Here is a 17014-nt window from a genome sequence, read left to right as displayed (position 1 = left end):
AATGGAGCGTTGTTATTCACCGGATGCCGACGATGACCGAAGCCCCCCTCACCCCGCCCGCCGTTCCGCGCCTCACGAGCCTGTCCCACGGCGGCGGCTGCGGCTGCAAGATCGCGCCGGGCGTGTTGTCCGAACTGCTGAAGCGGGCCACGCCGCCGGCGCTGTTCCCGGACCTGCTGGTCGGCACCGAGACCTCCGACGACGCGGCCGTCTACCGGCTGAACGACGAGCAGGCGATCGTCGCGACCACGGACTTCTTCATGCCGATCGTCGACGATCCGTTCGACTTCGGCCGCATCGCGGCAACCAACGCGCTGTCCGACGTCTACGCGATGGGCGGCAAGCCGATTCTCGCGCTCGCGCTGGTCGGGATGCCGATCAACGTGCTGCCGCACGAGACGATCGCGGCCGTGCTGCGCGGCGGCGAATCGGTGTGCGCCGATGCCGGCATTCCGGTCGCGGGCGGCCACTCGATCGATTCGGTCGAGCCGATCTATGGGCTCGCGGCGATCGGCGTCGTGCATCCGTCGCGCGTGAAGCGCAACGCGGCCGCGCGCGCGGGCGACGTGCTCGTGCTCGGCAAGCCGCTCGGCGTCGGCGTGCTGTCGGCCGCGCTGAAGAAGAATCAGCTCGACGACGCGGGCTACGCGCAGATGGTTGCGACGACCACCAAGCTGAACCGGCCGGGTGCCGAACTCGCCGCGCTGCCGGGCGTGCATGCACTGACCGACGTCACGGGCTTCGGGCTGCTCGGCCACACGCTCGAACTCGCGCGCGGCGCGAATCTCACCGCGCGCGTGCATTACGCGTCGCTGCCGTGGCTGGCGGGCGTCGAGGCGTTCGTCGCCGACGGCGTGTTCACCGGCGCATCGGGCCGCAACTGGGCGGCGTATGGCGCCGACGTGCGGCTCGCCGACGGGCTGCCGCCGGTCGCGCAGGCGCTGCTGACCGATCCGCAGACATCCGGCGGCCTGCTGGTCGCATGCGCGCCGGACGCGGTCGACGACGTGCTCGCATGCTTCCGCGCCGACGGTTTCGATCGCGCGGCCGTGATCGGCGAGATGGTGGACGGCCCCGCGCGCGTCGACGTCGCCTGACGCGTTTCCTTACCGCGGATCGCCATCGGTCGCTGGAATCGATGCCTTCCCTCGACGGCATCGACGACCGATGAACGATTTCCTGTTCGGGCTGACGATCGCGCTGTCGGTCGGGCCCGTCGCGCTGATGATCGCGAACCACGGGATGCGCGCGGGCACCGCGAGCGGCGTGCGCGCGGCGGTCGGCGTGGCGTCGGCCGACGGCTGCTATGCGCTCGTCGCGTTCACGCTCGGCGCGATGCTCGCGAGCACGCTCGCGTCGTACCTGCCGCTGTTCCGCTTCGTCGGCGCGCTCGTGTTGCTCGCCATGGGCGCACGCATGCTGTGGCAGGCGCTGAAGGATCGGCGCCGCACGCTGGATGGCACCGCCCCGCCGCCGGGCACGCGCCCGTTCACGTCGATGTTCGTCGTCACGCTCGCGAATCCGCTGACCATCCTGCTGTTTTATGGCTATGCCACCGCCGCTGCCGGCGTGCATCGGCACTGGCTGCTCGGCACCGCGAGCGTGTTTGCCGGCAGTCTCGCCGGGCAACTCGTGTTCGCGTTCGGCGGCAGCGCGATCGGGCGCATCGTGAAGTCGCCGCGATGGCTCGTGGCGAGCCATGTGCTGGCGGCGCTCGTCGTGCTCGGTTATGGCGTCGCGGGGATGCTGCGCGTTTAGCGAATCGGATGCCGTCGCCGGTCACGATCGATAGCGGCGATGTCGCGTCGCCCAATCGAATGGCATTCCTGATTTTTTGTCGGATATCGTTCGAATTACGCGCACACGAACCGCGTGATCGAACGCCGCGAGCCGTTTCGTAGCCGGGTTCCGCATCGCGCATGCGCGTTCTATACTCCCTCGCGCAGTCTCCGAGAGCCGTTCTCACCCAACATCACCGAAACAAGGAACGCCGATGCTGACTCGCTCCATCCTTTCCGCCGCTGCATTCTCGCTTGCCGCCTGTGCGACCGCGCCGTCGATCGCGCAGGATCACCAGGGCAACGACGCGGGCAATGCCGCATTCGCCGAGACCGGTGCACAGGGCCGCCCGGTCAAGGTCATGATCATCACGATGTTCGGTCCGGAGGGCCAGGCATGGCTCGACCGGCTCGGCCCGTGGCGCGACATCACCGTGCCCGGCCTGTCGCCCGACTATCCGGCCGTTCACTGCAACAAGCAGGACGTGTGCGTGGTGACGACCGGCATGGGCTACGCGAACGCCTCCGCGACGATCATGGCGCTCACGTTCTCGCAGCGCTTCGACCTGCGTCGCACGTACTTCCTCGTGTCGGGCATCGCGGGCGTCGACCCCGCGCAAGGCACGGTCGGTTCCGCCGCCTGGTCGAAATATCTGGTCGACTTCAGCCTGCAGTGGGAACTCGATGCGCGCGAGATTCCGGCCGGCTGGAACACCGGCTTCCTCGGCATCAATACGAAGAGCCCGAACGACAAGCCGCCGCTCGACTACCGCACCGAAGTGTTCCAGCTCAACCCGCAGCTGACGGACGCCGCGTATGCGCTCTCGCGCAACGTCGTGCTCGCCGACAGCGCGCAGGCCCAGGCCGCGCGCGCGAAGTTCACGTATGCGCCGGCGAACCGGCCGCCGACGGTGATCCAGTGCGACACGTCATCGGGCAATACGTGGTTCTCGGGCACGCTGATCGGCGAGCGCGCGCGTCAGTGGACGAAGATCCTCACCGACGGCAAGGGCACCTACTGCATGACCGCGCAGGAAGACAACGCGACGTACGAAGCGCTCAAGCGAGCGGCGAGCGTGAAGCGGGTCGACCTGTCGCGCGTCGCGGTGCTGCGCACGGGCTCCGATTTCGACCGGCCGTATGCGGGGCAGACGAGCGCGGACAACCTGCTGAACTACGCGGATCAGGGCGGCTTCGCGCCGGCGACCGAAAACCTGTATCGCGCCGGCAACCCGCTCGTGCAGGACATCGTCACGCACTGGGGCGAATGGCGCGACGGCGTGCCGCGCCGTTGACGGGCGCACGCCGTCGACGAGACGTCGGCGCGAAAGTAGTCAATGCGATTGCGGCGCGGAACGGAACGGCGTCCACACCGGCGTGGTGTCGTCCCAATGATCGAGCGGCGAAGGAAGGTGGTCGTTCATCACAGACTCCTGCAACTAACTGACTAATCGAATGTTGGACGGCGGTATCGCGACGCCGCGCGGCGGATCATCCGCTGCGCGGCGTTGCGCGTTTACCGACGTTCAGCGGGCCCCGCCTGCGAGCTGGTTGCTTTCCGGCATCGAGCGATACGGGCCTTGCGCGAGTTCGAGCCCTTGCGGATACGAATTCGCCTTGCGCAGCCAGGCCAGCGTGCCGTCGCGGCGTGCCTGCTCGACTTCGGCGCTGACTTCGGCGCGCGTGCGCGGGCCGTTGTGCTGCGTGTACCACGACGTGTTGCCGTAGTCGCCGGCGTGCGCGGTGGTCGTATCGGCGAAGGCCGGTGCGGAGACGGCGAGTGCGAGGGCGACGGCGGAGAGAAGATGGCGGCGGTTCATGACGTAACTCCTGTGTTGGTCGGAGTTGGCGCCTGAGCGCTCGCTCCGGTCCCGTCAAACGGGGCTGTTCGATGCGCAACGAGGTGCGCGACAGGGTTTACTCTAGGTATCTGTCCCGACGCGATAAATGCGGCAGACGCGAATTGATTTGTCGTGATCGAGGAACAATCGCGATTCGCAACGTCGTCGGGGGGATGTCGAAATCGCCCACAGCCGCCTGGAGCGGGCCTCGCGGCGGTATGCCGCCGCTCGCCCGATGACGTGCGCGGGCAATTGCCGCATGCGGCGAAAAGGTGTGATGCGGATTCGGAAAAGACGAGGTGCGCGGCGAGGGAGGTGGCGCGAAGGCGGGACGGCGCGCGGGCCGGACAGCCCGCGCGCCGCGGTTCAGACGATTACGCGACCCACTCGTTGATGACCGGCGTATCGAGCGCCGGCGCGCGCTCGGCTTCCTCGAACGTGCGCTTGCTGCACGTCGCGTCGAGGCTGCCCTTGCCGCTCAGCAACGGGCAGCGGTCGAACACTTCGGCGATCCAGTCGACGAACACGCGCACCTTCGGCGACAGATGCCGGCTGTGTGGATACACGACCGAGATCGGCATCGGCAGCGGCTTCAGGCCGGGCAGCACTTCCTTGAGCCGGCCGTCGCGCAGGTGCGGCAGCACCATGAACAACGGCGGCTGGATCAGGCCGAAGCCTTCGAGCCCGCAGGTCACGTACGCATCGGCGTCGTTGACCGACACGATCGCGTTCATCTTGACCTCGACTTCCTTGCCGTCCGTAAGGAAGGTCCAGTCGATCGTGCGGCCCGTGCGGCTCGAGAAGTAGTTGACGGCCCGGTGGTCGCTCAGGTCCTCGATCGCGTGCGGCTCGCCGTGCTTCTCGAGATACGCGGGCGACGCCACCGACACGCATTCGAACAGGCCGACGCGGCGCGCGACGAGCGACGAGTCCTGCAGCGCACCGACGCGGATCACGCAGTCGACGCCTTCCTGCAGCAGGTCGACCGGTCGGTCGGACAGGCCGAGCTGCAGGTCGATGTCCGGATAGCGCGTGTGGAATTCGCACAGCGACGGAATCACGAGCAGCCGCCCGATCGAGCCCGGCATGTCGATACGCAACTTTCCGTGCGGCTTCCGGTTGTTGTTCTGGAAGCTTGCTTCGGTTTCCTCGACATCGGCGAGGATCCGCACGCAGCGCTCATAGTACGCGGCGCCGTCAGGCGTCAGCGACAAGCGGCGCGTGGTCCGGTGCATCAGGCGCACGCCGAGGAATGCTTCGAGATTCTGGATGATCGTCGTGACGGATGCCCGCGGCAGGCTGAGCGTTTCTGCTGCCTTGGTGAAGCTGCTTGTATCGACGACGCGAGTAAACACCTGCATGGCCTGAAGCCGGTCCATCACAACCTCCGCAATCTAATTTGCCGCCGGAACAAGAAGGCTGCGCCGCTTTGTAGGCGGCGCAGCCTGGGATTGTTCGGGGGTGTTGAATTGTGTTGCCGGATTATAGGCATTTATCCCAATGTCTGCCGGACCCAGAATTCGTTCCATCTCGAAATGGATGCTGCATCGTCATGGACGCTTCTGAATTCAGCAAATTCCTGAAAGCCGCATTGCCCGCCGAAGCCAGAGCCGGCGCGGCATTGACGGTCGCGGAGGTGGAAATTCCCGGCTACGCGCAGGACATCGTGCTGCGCCTCTATCGGCGTGCGGACAAGACCGGACTGCCGGTAGTGCTTTACTTCCACGGCGGCGGTTTCGTGCGCGGCACGCTCGACGACGCCGACTTCGCCGCGCGCTTTTTAGCAGAACGCTTACCAGCTCTCGTAGTGTCGGTCGATTATTCGCTCGCGCCGGCCTTTCCTTTTCCGGCCGCGCCGGAGGATGCGTATCGCGCCGCCGTATGGGCCGCGACGCGCGCCCGCGCGTTCGGCGGCAATCCGAAGAAGATCGGCGTCGCGGGGCACGACGCGGGCGGCCAGCTCGCGAATTGTCTCGCGTTCATCGCGCGCGATCGCGGTGAAGTGTCGATCGCCGCGCAGGCGCTGTTCGGGCCGATGCTCGACCCGAGCATGACGCGCATTGGCGACGCCGAACGCCTTGCATCGGACATCACCGCGCGCGAATGCGCGGCCTGTTATCGCGCCTATCTGCCGCAGGCGGCGCAGCGCATGCACCCGTATGCGGCGCCGCTCGAATCGGTGCGCCTCGCGGGCCTGCCGCCGACGCTCGTCGTCACCGCGCAGAACGACGTGCTGCACGTCGAAGCGGAGAAATATGCGGGCTGCCTGATTTCATCGGGCGTGCTCACGCAGGTGATCCGCTACCCGGACGTCACGCACGCGTCGCTCGCGACGCACGAAGCCGCGCTCGAGGAAGCCGTGCGCTTCTTCCAGTGCCGCTTCCAGGCGCGCCAGCCGAACCGTTCCGAATAACCAGACCAATCCACGCTTATTGGAGATCCACATGGCCATCCTACGCACCTCCCGCTCCCGAATCGCGACCGCGGCGATCGTGACGCTCGCCGTCGTCGGCCTCGGCACGTTCGGCGCGATGCGCGTGAACGCGAACGCACCCGAGAAAGCGGCGGCACCGCTGCCGGAAGTCGACGTCGCGACCGTCGTGCCGCAGACCGTCACCGATTGGCAAAGCTATTCGGGCCGCCTCGAGGCGGTCGAGAAAGTCGACGTGCGCCCGCAGGTGTCGGGCACGATCGTCGCGGTGAACTTCAAGGACGGCGCGCTCGTGAAGAAGGGCGACGTGCTGTTCGTGATCGACCCGCGCCCGTATCAGGCCGAAACCGACCGCGCGGCCGCGCAGCTCGCCGCCGCGCAGGCCCGCAACGGTTACGCGCAGAGCGACTGGCAGCGCGCGCAGCGGCTGATCGGCGACAACGCGATCGCGAAGCGCGACTACGACGAGAAGCAGAACGCCGCGCGCGAGGCGAGCGCGAACCTGAAGGCCGCCGAAGCCGCGCTGGAAACGGCGCGCATCAACCTCGGCTACACGCGCATCACCGCCCCCGTGTCGGGCCGCGTGTCGCGCGCGGAAATCACGCTCGGCAACGTCGTGTCGGCCGGCGCGTCGGCCGCGCCGCTGACGACGCTGGTATCGGTGTCGCCGATCTACGCATCGTTCGACGCAGACGAGCAGACCTACCTGCAATACATCAACGGCGCGCGCAACGGCCGCAAGGTGCCGGTCGAGCTCGGCCTCGCGAATGAAACCGGCTACTCGCGCAGCGGCGAGATCGACTCGGTCGACAACCGGCTCGACACGTCGTCCGGCACGATCCGCGTGCGCGCGCGTTTCGACAACGCGGACGGCGCGCTCGTCCCGGGTCTCTACGCACGCGTGAAGGTGGGCGGCAGCGCGCCGCACCAGGCACTGCTCGTCGACGACGCGGCGATCAACACCGACCAGGACAAGAAGTTCGTGTTCGTCGTCGACCAGCAGGGCCGCGTGTCGTATCGCGAAGTGCAGCAGGGCCTGCAGCACGGCAACCGGCGCGTGATCGTGAGCGGCCTGTCCGCCGGCGATCGCGTGATCGTGAACGGCACGCAGCGCGTGCGCCCGGGCGAGCAGGTGAAGCCGCACATGGTCCCGATGACGGGCGGCGATGCGCCGTCCGCGCCGCTCGCGGATAACGCGAAGCCGGCCGCACCGGCGAAGGCGGAATCGTAAGCGGCCCGCCGCTACGGTTTCCGCGTTCAACCAGACAGAGCCACACATGAACATTTCAAAATTCTTTATCGACCGGCCGATCTTTGCAGGAGTCCTATCGGTGATCATCCTGCTCGGCGGGGTGATCGCGATGTTCCTGCTGCCGATTTCGGAGTATCCGGAAGTCGTGCCGCCTTCGGTGATCGTGAAGGCGCAGTATCCCGGCGCCAACCCGAAAGTGATCGCCGAGACGGTCGCGTCGCCGCTCGAGGAGCAGATCAACGGCGTCGAGGACATGCTCTACATGCAGTCGCAGGCGAACAGCGACGGCAACATGACGATCACCGTCACGTTCAAGCTGGGCACCGATCCGGACAAGGCCACGCAGCTCGTGCAGAACCGCGTGAACCAGGCGCTGCCGCGTCTGCCGGAAGACGTGCAGCGGCTCGGCATCACCACGGTGAAGAGCTCGCCGACGCTGACGATGGTGGTCCACCTGATCTCGCCGGACAACCGCTACGACATGACCTACCTGCGCAACTACGCGCTGATCAACGTGAAGGATCGCCTGTCGCGGATCCAGGGCGTCGGTCAGGTGCAGCTGTGGGGCTCGGGCGACTACGCGATGCGCGTGTGGCTCGATCCGCAGAAGGTCGCGCAGCGCGGGCTGTCCGCCGAGGACGTCGTGCAGGCGATCCGCGAGCAGAACGTGCAGGTCGCGGCCGGCGTGATCGGCGCGTCGCCGTCGCTGCCCGGCACGCCGCTGCAGCTGTCGGTGAACGCGCGCGGCCGTCTGCAGACGGAAGACGAGTTCGGCGACATCGTCGTGAAGACGACGCCGGACGGCGGCGTTACGCACCTGCGCGACATCGCGCGCATCGAACTGGATGCGTCCGAATACGGGCTGCGCTCGCTGCTCGACAACAAGCCGGCCGTCGCGATGGCGATCAACCAGTCGCCGGGCGCGAACTCGCTGCAGATCTCCGACGAAGTGCGCAAGACGATGGCCGAGCTGAAGCAGGACATGCCGGCCGGTGTCGACTACAAGATCGTCTATGACCCGACGCAGTTCGTGCGCTCGTCGATCAAGGCCGTGGTGCACACGCTGCTCGAAGCGATCGCGCTGGTCGTGATCGTCGTGATCGTGTTCCTGCAGACCTGGCGCGCATCGCTGATTCCGCTGATCGCGGTGCCGGTGTCGATCATCGGCACGTTCTCGCTGCTGCTCGGCTTCGGTTATTCGATCAACGCGCTGTCGCTGTTCGGGATGGTGCTCGCGATCGGTATCGTGGTCGACGATGCGATCGTGGTCGTCGAGAACGTCGAGCGCAACATTGAAAGCGGGATGAACGCGCGGCAGGCGACCTACAAGGCGATGCAGGAAGTGAGCGGACCGATCATCGCGATCGCGCTGACGCTCGTCGCCGTGTTCGTGCCGCTCGCGTTCATGTCGGGCCTGACCGGCCAGTTCTACAAGCAGTTCGCGATGACGATCGCGATCTCGACGGTGATCTCGGCGTTCAACTCGCTGACGCTGTCGCCGGCGCTGTCCGCGATCCTGCTGAAGGGCCATGGCGACAAGGAGGACTGGCTCACGCGCGCGATGAACCGCGTGCTCGGCGGCTTCTTCAGGCGCTTCAACAAGGTGTTCCATCGCGGCGCGGAAAACTACGGCCGCGGCGTGCGCGGCGTGCTGTCGCGCAAGACGCTGATGCTCGGCGTGTACCTCGTGCTGGTGGGTGCGACCGTGCTCGTGTCGAAGATCGTGCCGGGCGGCTTCGTGCCCGCGCAGGACAAGGAATACCTGATCGCGTTCGCGCAGCTGCCGAACGGCGCGTCGCTCGATCGCACCGAGAAGGTGATCCGCGACATGGGCTCGATCGCGCTGAAGCAGCCGGGCGTCGAAAGCGCGGTCGCGTTCCCGGGGCTGTCGGTGAACGGCTTCACCAACAGCTCGAGCGCGGGCATCGTGTTCGTCACGCTGAAGCCGTTCTCGGAGCGGCACGGCAAGGCGTTGTCCGCCGGCGCGATCGCCGGTGCGCTGAACCAGCAGTACGGCGCGATCAAGGACTCGTTCGTCGCGGTGTTTCCGCCGCCGCCGGTGCTCGGCCTCGGCACGCTCGGCGGGTTCAAGATGCAGATCGAGGATCGCGGCGCGGTCGGCTACGCGAAGCTGTCGGATGCGACCAACGACTTCATCAAGCGCGCGCAGCAGGCGCCGGAACTCGGCCCGTTGTTCACGAGCTACCAGATCAACGTGCCGCAGCTCAACGTCGACCTCGATCGCGTGAAGGCGAAGCAGCTCGGCGTGCCGGTCACCGACGTGTTCAACACGATGCAGGTATATCTCGGCTCGCTGTACGTGAACGACTTCAACCGCTTCGGACGCGTGTACCAGGTGCGCGTGCAGGCCGATGCGCCGTTCCGTCAGCGCGCGGACGACATCCTGCAGCTGAAGACGCGCAACGACCGTGGCGAGATGGTGCCGCTGTCGTCGCTCGTCACGGTGACGCCGACGTTCGGCCCGGAAATGGTCGTGCGCTACAACGGCTATACGGCGGCCGACATCAACGGCGGCCCGGCGCCGGGCTTCTCGTCGGGCCAGGCGCAGGCCGCGATCGAGCGCATCGCGCATGAAACGCTGCCGCGCGGCGTGCGGTTCGAATGGACCGACCTCACGTACCAGCAGATCCTCGCGGGCGATTCGGCGATGTGGGTGTTCCCGATCAGCGTGCTGCTCGTGTTCCTCGTGCTCGCCGCGCTGTATGAAAGCCTGACGCTGCCGCTCGCGGTGATCCTGATCGTGCCGATGAGCATTCTGTCGGCGCTGACGGGCGTGTGGCTCACGCAGGGCGACAACAACATCTTCACGCAGATCGGCTTGATGGTGCTGGTGGGGCTGTCGGCGAAGAACGCGATCCTGATCGTCGAATTCGCACGCGAACTGGAGCATGACGGCAGGACGCCGCTCGAGGCCGCGATCGAGGCGAGCCGGCTGCGGCTGCGCCCGATCCTGATGACGTCGATCGCATTCATCATGGGCGTCGTGCCGCTCGTCATGTCGACGGGCGCGGGCTCCGAGATGCGACATGCGATGGGTATCGCGGTGTTCTTCGGGATGCTCGGCGTGACGCTGTTCGGGCTGATGCTGACGCCGGTGTTCTACGTCGTGCTGCGCACGCTGGCGGGCGGCAAGATCCACGTCGCCGGCAAGGACTCCGCCGGCTATGGCGTGCCGGGCCAGGGCGTACCGGCTTCGGATGCTTGAGGATAAAAAGATGGACAACATGCACAACTCGAATGGCCTGATGCGCTTCGCGAAGGTGGCGGCCGCGAGCACCCTGCTCGCGACGCTGCTCGCCGCGTGCGCGGTGGGGCCCGACTACAAGCGCCCGGACGTGTCGACGCCCGCGGCGTTCAAGGAAGCGCCGACGCTCGCGGCCGGCGAACAGGCCGGCACGTGGAAGACAGCCGAACCGGCGGACGGCGAGCATCGCGGCGAATGGTGGAAGGTGTTCGGCGATCCGGTGCTCGACTCGCTCGAGTCGCAGGCGCTCGCCGCGAACCAGAACCTGAAGGCCGCGGCGGCGCGCGTCGAGGAAGCGCGTGCTGCGACCCGCACCGCGCGCTCGCAGTGGTTCCCGCAGGTCGGCGCCGGGTTCGGGCCGACGCGTGAAGGGCTGTCGTCGGCGTCGCAGTTCCAGCCGCAGGGCACGGGCCCGACCACCGCGACGCTGTGGCGCGCGCAGGGCACGGTGTCGTACGAGGCCGACCTGTTCGGCCGCGTGAGCCGCAACGTCGAGGCGTCGCGCGCCGACCAGGCGCAGAGCGAAGCGCTGTTCCGTTCGGTGCAGCTCGCGCTGCAGGCGGACGTCGCGCAGAACTACTTCGAACTGCGCCAGCTCGACTCGGATCAGGACCTGTACCGTCGCACGGTCGAATTGCGCGACCAGGCGCTGAAGCTCGTGCAGCGCCGCTTCAACGAAGGCGACATCAGCGAGCTCGACGTGTCGCGCGCGAAGAACGAACTGGCGACCGCGCAAGCCGATGCGGTCGGCGTCGCACGCCGGCGCGCCGCGTCCGAGCATGCGCTCGCGATCCTGCTCGGCAAGGCGCCCGCGGACTTCGCGTTCAAGGAGACGCCGATCGTGCCCGTCGCGGTGAAGGTGCCCGCCGGCCTGCCGTCCGCGCTGCTCGAACGCCGCCCGGACGTGTCGGCGGCCGAGCGCGCGATGGCGGCCGCGAACGCGCGGATCGGCCTCGCGAAATCGGCGTATTTCCCGAAGCTCGATATCACGGGTGCGTTCGGTTATGAAGCGTCGACGCTCGGCAACCTGTTCCTGTGGTCGAGCCGTACGTTCCTGCTCGGACCGTTCGCCGGCACCGCGCTGACGTTGCCGCTGTTCGACGGCGGGCGCCGTGCGGCCGGCGTGCAGCAGGCGCGCGCGCAGTATGACGAGCAGGTCGCGAACTACCGGCAGCAGGTGCTCGTCGCGTTCCGTGAGGTCGAGGACAATCTCGCCGATCTGCGTCTGCTCGACGACCAGATTCGCGCGCAGGATGCGGCCGTCAATGCGTCGCGCCGTGCGGCGACGCTGTCGCGTACGCAGTATCAGGAAGGTGAGGTGGCCTATCTCGACGTGATCGACAGCGAGCGGTCGGTGCTGCAGTCGCAGTTGCAGGCGAACCAGCTGACCGGCGCGCAGGCCGTGTCGACCGTCAACCTGATCCGCGCGCTGGGCGGCGGGTGGGGCGCGGCGCCGACGGCGGTCGGTGATGCGGGGAAGGGCAAGCAGGAAGTCGCCGTGCGTTGATATGCCGGCCCGCGACGGGCTGCCGTAACGGGCGGTCGATCAAAGAACCCGATCCGTGGTGACGCGGATCGGGTTTTTTATTGGCCTTTTGTCGCGCGACCGCCATGCGCGTCACTCCGGTTGCAGGTCCCAGGGCGGATCGGGGGATTGCCGGAAGACGCGAAGCAACTGCAACTAACGGTCAAGTCGTCGGGCGTTGACCAACGCCGCGGCGGCGTTCGCCGCCGCAGCGCTTACCTGCTGTCGCTTTCCGCCCGCAGCGCCCGCACCAGTTCGCTGGCCGCCTTGCCGAGCCCCGTGTACTTCGGCCGGCGCAGGTACACGGGCAGCGGCAGCCCGTTGCGGATGTTCGCGAACACGAGCGGCGCCAGTTCGCCGTCTTCGACATACCGGCCGATCAGCGATTCGGGCAGGTTCGCCCAGCCGTGTCCGGCCTTCACGAGCGCGATCGCGGTGGCCATGTCGGTCACCTTCCACGTGCGGTTGCCGATCACGGGACGCACGTCGGTGAGCGGCCGTTCCGGGTCCGCGATGACGATCTGCCGAAACCCCGACAGCCGTTCGATCGCCTCGGGATGCGCGGCTTCGGCGATCGACGGATGGCCGGGCGCGGCGACGGCGATCAGTGTTTCGGTCCACAGCGCGTGGATCTGTTCCTGCGGATGAAGATCGAGCCCGCCGTACGCGACGCAGAGATCGACCGCGCCGCGATGCAATGCGTCGACGATCGCGTCCTGCGGCGCGGTGACGATGCTGATCGCGAGCGCCGGATATTTCGCGGCGACGGCGGTCAGTGCGCGCGCAACGGGCGCGCCGTCGAGCTCCGCCGCGAGGCCGAGCCGCAGCGTGTCCTCGACGCCTTCCGACAAGTGCTGCGCATGCGCGCGCAACGCCTGCAACCGTTCGGCGATCGACCGCGCATCGGGCAGCAGCGCGGCCATCGCGGCAGTCGGCGTGGGCTCGCGCGTGCCGCGATCGAACAGCACGAGGTCCAGCTCGGCCTCGAGGTTCGCGATCGCCATGCTGACCGCCGACGGCGTGCGGCCGAGCGCGCGCGCGGCCGCCGAGAACGAGCCTTTGTCGATGACGGTCAGCAGCATGTCGATGTGGTCGCTGGTCAGCATCGGCGGCCTCCTGTCAGAAAAATTGAAAGGACCTGACTTTTGCGGGCGAAGTGCCCGCTGTAGTCTCGCCACCTCGTTCGATATGAAGGTGGTGGGTCATGCAAGGATGGAAGAGACGCATAGTCTACGTCGTGATGTTCGAGGTGCTCGGCATCCTCGTCGCATCGTCGGTGCTCGGCATGCTGAGCGGCGCGAGCGCGACGACGAGCGGCCTGCTCGGCGTGATGATCTCGACGACGGGCGTCATCGTCAATTTTCTGTACAACCTCGGGTTCGAGGCCTGGGAGCGGCGCCGCGCGGAAACGACGCGCACCGTCGCGCGGCGCGTCGTGCATGCGATCGGTTTTCAGGTCGCGCTCGTGACGTTCCTGATTCCGCTGATCGCGTGGTGGCTCGACGTGTCGCTGGTGCAGGCGTTCCTGTACGACGCGGTGCTGATCGTGTTCTTCCCGATCTTCACGTTCGCGTATAACTGGTCGTTCGACAGCGTGTTCGGGTTGCCGGATGCGGTGACGCGCAAGCCCGAACCGATCATGTGACGCGAACGCGCATGCGGACGAAGCGCTGCGATGCAGGCAGTCCGCATCGCAGCGCTTCGAATGAGAAAGGGGAGTAAGCAACGGGCGGCGCGAATGCCGCCCGCGAGCGTTACGCGGCGACGAACTCGTGCACGTAACGGTTGAACACCGCGGGGCTCGCCGCGTTCATTCCGTGCGACGCACCGGCGACGGTCTGCCGTTGCGCATCGCCGATCCACTGCGACAGCGTGTCGACGTTGTTGCGGAACATCTTCGGGCTGCGCTGGCCGTCGATCAGCAGCGTGCGGCATGCGATGTCCGACGCCGAGTGCTGCGAATACGCGGGCAGCGGATCCTGAAGCTGCTTCGGCAGCGTGCTCGCGTTGTCGATCGCCATCGTGCGAAAGCGCGACGTGCTCTTCTTCCATGCGCCGGGCAGGCTCACCGAATCGACGAACATCTCGAGGCCGGCTTCCACTTCGCCTTCCCCGATCAGGTTCACGGCCTTCGTGCGCAGTGCGATCGCGGCGGCCGGCAGCGCGGCTTCGCGCACGCCCGGCTGCTGCAGCGGGCCGCCCGGATCGGCGAGCGTCAGCGTGTCGACGAGGTGCGGATGCTGGCGGGCGACGTTGAACGCGACGCTGCCGCCTCGCGAGTGGCCGACGAGATGCACGGGGCCGAGATCGAGTGCGTCGATGAATTCGGCGAGCTCGTCGACGTGGTTCTGCCAGCTGAACTCGTCCTGGATGCCCGCTTCGACGGCCGGCCAGTAGTGGCTCAGGCTCGGCGCGATGCAGCGGTAATGGGCCGACAGCGACGCGAGTTGCGGATCCCAGTAACGGTAGTCGCACAACGATCCGTGCACGAACACCATCGGCGCGCCGCTCCCCCGCTCGACATACGGCAGGCTGATGCCCGACGAAAGCGTCGCAAATTGCAGGTCCGGGTTCGCGAGCACCGACGGCTCGATTCGCATGTTCATGACTGAAAACTCAATGGGTGCGTCATCACGTCGCAACTATGCCTCACGGCAAGCTGCAAGGAAAACGCATAATTTTCATCGTCACGATCAATTTTATTGATGGTTCGGCTGAAAACCCTTGTCGCAGGGGGAAGGTGCGCCAGCGCATCAAATCATCAGATGATTAAGGGTGCAGCTGGAGGCAGCATGCGGCGCCTTGTGGGGATGCGCATCGCGCCGCGGAAGGAGAGGGCGAGAGAGAGCCGCAACGATTGCCTGCGCCTTCAAGAGGCGACCATCGTGACAAGCAGGGCGGCCGCGGCTAACGCCAGTTTTGGTACGGGCCGATCGTGGCCACGCCGCATCTAGCGGCGACAGATTCGACATCCATCGGGTGAGTGCTTGCTATTGCGATAGAACCCGTTGATATACGTTATCTTGACGTCGCAGGACACCGCGATCGACCAGGTAGCGCCTCAGTCGGGCGTAATCGGCTGTGAACAATTGACAGATCTTGGATATCTCCGATTCGGTGTAACGCGTATCCGGCGCGAAAGCCGTTGCGATCTTCTCGATGGAGATATCTGTTTCCAGTTGCCGATCGCTCAGATCTTCCGCGCTGCGATGCTGGCGATCGACCATCTCTCCCCATATCGTACCGACATCCGAAAACCCATTCTGGTCGCGCTGAATGAGCCCGATGCTCAGCAATCGGGTCAGGATTTTGCCGACGACCTTCGCATCGAGGCCCACCTTTTCCTCGATATCGGCAACACGATTGTTGCCGAGGACGATCGCAGCGTAAACGGAGCGCGCTTCGCTCGACGTCATCGCGGCAAGGATGGCGTCCTTGCGAAGACGCAGTTTCAATGCATCCTCGCCAATCGGCAAATAATTGCTGCGAATCGGAATCTCTCCCAAGGCGACGAGTTCGGACTGCAGCGGTTGCGAACGGAGCACACGTTCACTTTGTTGGCGCTTTCGGAGGATACCCAGGCCGCTCTGGCGGTATTTGTGCAATTCCGGCAGCGTGACGAGTTCGAATGAATTGTCCTGCCTGCGAAACAGCTCCTCCCAGATCGGCGTTCTGACTCTGCGAACACGTTGTGTTCCCTCCATGTTGACGGTGGTCAACATGGTCGGCTCGTGAAGGCACAAGTATCCGCCGGGCGCGATGTGGTCCCACAGTGTCGCGACGAAACGGACGTCGTCGGCGGGTGTGCCCGCATCGATCCACGCGATATCGACTGGTCCCCATGACGCGATGGTGGCTTCATCGAGTGCGTAGAAGTTGCTTTTGACGAATGTGACGAGGTGCTCGTCGATATCGTGATTCTTCAATACAGCCCACGCTTCTTCGGCCGAGGAGCCTTCCGCGGTAAAGTCGTCGATGGTGATCAGCCTGGGTTGATAGACATCGGGGATTCCTGTCGGATCAAGAAGCGCGCTGCGCTCCTGCCATGCTGAGCTATCCAGTAGATTCTTGTCGTGCAGCCAATCCTGCCGAGCCTGCTGGAGCGCCTTCGCGATGAAAACCGTGCTGTCGCCGGCGCCGATCTCGACGACTGTAACGGGGCGGGCCATGCGGATGAGCGCGGAGATCAATGCAGCGCTATTCTCCGTACCCATTCCGGGTCTAATCAGTTGCACGGGCGTTTCCTCCGGAGATCAATCTCAACATGCCGGCTTTCGCAAAATGCACGACGGTGGGGGGCAGCGTTTCCGTTATCTCTTCCGAGAGCGTGTCCAGTGAGAAGATACGTCGAGACGCTTCGCTCAATCGGATGGTTCGGCCGTTGAGCTGGTTGATGGCGACGCGTCCAATTCCCGGAGCGTCGGAGACGATACAGGTGGGCTCGATCAGATAGCGGAGCGGAGGCGATGCCGGAAATGTCTGGTCGGTCTCGATGAACCCGTGTCGATATAGCGCAATCAGCAGCGTGCCGGTTTTGTGCGGCACGCCATTGATCTCCAGACGCGGCAACGCCTTCACCGTCGTTCCTTCGACGAGCGCCTGAACGTCTTCATCGCGAAATCCTCCAAACGCCTGCGCGCTTTCGACCACGACAAGCGACGATCGAATTCCTCGCGCGCCGACAAGTCGAGGCGCACTGCGAGTAATGCGCACCGACCTGGCCCACCTGACCGACGAGTCCGGGGGCAGGGACTCCGGATAGGTTGCAAGCGGGTTCCGTAACTCCGGCGGCATTGATTTGCCGAGGGTGTAGTTGCTGTCGGCGTGGACGTGGCCGCCCTGGAGATATTCGGCGAGCTGCCACGCATATCCCCCCGTCCCTCGATAGAAGTTCGGTCGAATCGGATCTGTTCTCATGGTGG

At 66.0% G+C, this 17014-nt stretch carries 14 protein-coding genes; 8 read left to right on the top strand and 6 right to left on the bottom strand.

What is annotated here, in order from left to right:
- Nucleotides 1–32 precede the first annotated feature (32 nt).
- The 3 genes from selD (at nucleotide 33) to WS49_RS12450 (ending at nucleotide 3073) form a co-directional block, all read left to right on the top strand.
- Complete coding sequence (selD, locus tag WS49_RS12460) at nucleotides 33–1097, top strand: selenide, water dikinase SelD (protein WP_063888591.1); 1065 nt, start codon at nucleotides 33–35, stop codon at nucleotides 1095–1097.
- A gap of 70 nt (nucleotides 1098–1167) precedes the next feature.
- Complete coding sequence (locus WS49_RS12455) at nucleotides 1168–1758, top strand: LysE family translocator (protein WP_059528499.1); 591 nt, start codon at nucleotides 1168–1170, stop codon at nucleotides 1756–1758.
- A 235-nt stretch (nucleotides 1759–1993) separates the two neighbouring features.
- Nucleotides 1994–3073, top strand: a complete 1080-nt coding sequence (locus tag WS49_RS12450; protein WP_059528497.1) for a purine-nucleoside phosphorylase — start codon at nucleotides 1994–1996, stop codon at nucleotides 3071–3073.
- A gap of 231 nt (nucleotides 3074–3304) precedes the next feature.
- On the opposite strand, the gene WS49_RS12445 is transcribed toward WS49_RS12450, so the two are convergent.
- Nucleotides 3305–3598, bottom strand: coding sequence for a DUF4148 domain-containing protein (locus WS49_RS12445; protein ID WP_059528494.1), 294 nt, complete (start codon nucleotides 3596–3598; stop codon nucleotides 3305–3307).
- Between the two features lie 395 nt (nucleotides 3599–3993).
- The gene (gene ceoR, locus WS49_RS12440; RefSeq protein WP_059528491.1) at nucleotides 3994–4998 is read right to left on the bottom strand and encodes a putative multidrug efflux transcriptional regulator CeoR; all 1005 of its coding nucleotides are present in this window, start codon (nucleotides 4996–4998) and stop codon (nucleotides 3994–3996) included.
- A gap of 173 nt (nucleotides 4999–5171) precedes the next feature.
- On the opposite strand from ceoR, the gene WS49_RS12435 reads away from it, so the two are divergent.
- The 4 genes from WS49_RS12435 to opcM are packed head-to-tail and all read left to right on the top strand — an operon-like array spanning nucleotide 5172 to nucleotide 12074.
- Entirely contained in the window at nucleotides 5172–6032 is an 861-nt protein-coding gene (locus WS49_RS12435; protein ID WP_059528487.1) for an alpha/beta hydrolase, read from the top strand.
- Between the two features lie 31 nt (nucleotides 6033–6063).
- Complete coding sequence (gene ceoA, locus WS49_RS12430; protein WP_059528484.1) at nucleotides 6064–7281, top strand: multidrug efflux RND transporter periplasmic adaptor subunit CeoA; 1218 nt, start codon at nucleotides 6064–6066, stop codon at nucleotides 7279–7281.
- Between the two features lie 46 nt (nucleotides 7282–7327).
- Entirely contained in the window at nucleotides 7328–10528 is a 3201-nt protein-coding gene (gene ceoB / locus WS49_RS12425; protein WP_059528481.1) for a multidrug efflux RND transporter permease subunit CeoB, read from the top strand.
- Between the two features lie 10 nt (nucleotides 10529–10538).
- Nucleotides 10539–12074 carry a multidrug efflux transporter outer membrane subunit OpcM gene (gene opcM, locus WS49_RS12420; protein WP_059528478.1) on the top strand — a complete coding sequence of 512 codons (1536 nt, stop codon included), beginning with the start codon at nucleotides 10539–10541 and terminating at the stop codon, nucleotides 12072–12074.
- A 233-nt stretch (nucleotides 12075–12307) separates the two neighbouring features.
- Here the strand turns inward: opcM and WS49_RS12415 are convergent, their stop codons facing one another.
- Complete coding sequence (locus WS49_RS12415; RefSeq protein ID WP_059528474.1) at nucleotides 12308–13198, bottom strand: LysR family transcriptional regulator; 891 nt, start codon at nucleotides 13196–13198, stop codon at nucleotides 12308–12310.
- A 98-nt stretch (nucleotides 13199–13296) separates the two neighbouring features.
- Between WS49_RS12415 and WS49_RS12410 the strand changes: the two genes are divergently transcribed.
- A complete protein-coding gene (locus WS49_RS12410; protein ID WP_059528471.1) occupies nucleotides 13297–13737 on the top strand; it encodes a PACE efflux transporter in 441 nt (146 codons plus the stop codon).
- Between the two features lie 109 nt (nucleotides 13738–13846).
- Here WS49_RS12410 and WS49_RS12405 read toward each other — a convergent pair whose 3' ends face one another.
- The 3 genes from WS49_RS12405 to WS49_RS36045 all read right to left on the bottom strand — a co-directional run bounded on the left by WS49_RS12405 (nucleotide 13847) and on the right by WS49_RS36045 (nucleotide 17009).
- Nucleotides 13847–14698 carry an alpha/beta fold hydrolase gene (locus WS49_RS12405; protein WP_059528468.1) on the bottom strand — a complete coding sequence of 284 codons (852 nt, stop codon included), beginning with the start codon at nucleotides 14696–14698 and terminating at the stop codon, nucleotides 13847–13849.
- Between the two features lie 384 nt (nucleotides 14699–15082).
- Complete coding sequence (locus tag WS49_RS12400; RefSeq protein ID WP_082725506.1) at nucleotides 15083–16306, bottom strand: DUF2087 domain-containing protein; 1224 nt, start codon at nucleotides 16304–16306, stop codon at nucleotides 15083–15085.
- A gap of 7 nt (nucleotides 16307–16313) precedes the next feature.
- A complete protein-coding gene (locus WS49_RS36045) occupies nucleotides 16314–17009 on the bottom strand; it encodes a hypothetical protein (protein ID WP_223962644.1) in 696 nt (231 codons plus the stop codon).
- Between the last annotated feature and the right edge of the window lie 5 nt (nucleotides 17010–17014).

The sequence above is a fragment of the Burkholderia sp. RF7-non_BP4 genome (genome assembly GCF_001521935.1).
In the GTDB taxonomy this organism is placed as follows: Bacteria; Pseudomonadota; Gammaproteobacteria; order Burkholderiales; family Burkholderiaceae; genus Burkholderia; species Burkholderia diffusa.
The sequence above is the reverse complement of the archived record's forward strand: the minus strand, read 5'-3'. Positions and strand labels throughout refer to the sequence as shown.

Coding starts and splice junctions, on each gene's coding strand:
- WS49_RS12410 (WP_059528471.1), top strand. CDS start 13,297: ATGCAAGGATGGAAGAGACGCATAGTCTACGTCGTGATGTTCGAGGTG.
- WS49_RS36045 (WP_223962644.1), bottom strand. CDS start 17,009: ATGAGAACAGATCCGATTCGACCGAACTTCTATCGAGGGACGGGGGGA.
- WS49_RS12415 (WP_059528474.1), bottom strand. CDS start 13,198: ATGCTGACCAGCGACCACATCGACATGCTGCTGACCGTCATCGACAAA.
- WS49_RS12450 (WP_059528497.1), top strand. CDS start 1,994: ATGCTGACTCGCTCCATCCTTTCCGCCGCTGCATTCTCGCTTGCCGCC.
- ceoB (WP_059528481.1), top strand. CDS start 7,328: ATGAACATTTCAAAATTCTTTATCGACCGGCCGATCTTTGCAGGAGTC.
- WS49_RS12435 (WP_059528487.1), top strand. CDS start 5,172: ATGGACGCTTCTGAATTCAGCAAATTCCTGAAAGCCGCATTGCCCGCC.
- ceoR (WP_059528491.1), bottom strand. CDS start 4,998: ATGGACCGGCTTCAGGCCATGCAGGTGTTTACTCGCGTCGTCGATACA.
- opcM (WP_059528478.1), top strand. CDS start 10,539: ATGGACAACATGCACAACTCGAATGGCCTGATGCGCTTCGCGAAGGTG.
- WS49_RS12455 (WP_059528499.1), top strand. CDS start 1,168: ATGAACGATTTCCTGTTCGGGCTGACGATCGCGCTGTCGGTCGGGCCC.
- selD (WP_063888591.1), top strand. CDS start 33: ATGACCGAAGCCCCCCTCACCCCGCCCGCCGTTCCGCGCCTCACGAGC.
- WS49_RS12405 (WP_059528468.1), bottom strand. CDS start 14,698: ATGAACATGCGAATCGAGCCGTCGGTGCTCGCGAACCCGGACCTGCAA.
- WS49_RS12445 (WP_059528494.1), bottom strand. CDS start 3,598: ATGAACCGCCGCCATCTTCTCTCCGCCGTCGCCCTCGCACTCGCCGTC.
- WS49_RS12400 (WP_082725506.1), bottom strand. CDS start 16,306: ATGGGTACGGAGAATAGCGCTGCATTGATCTCCGCGCTCATCCGCATG.
- ceoA (WP_059528484.1), top strand. CDS start 6,064: ATGGCCATCCTACGCACCTCCCGCTCCCGAATCGCGACCGCGGCGATC.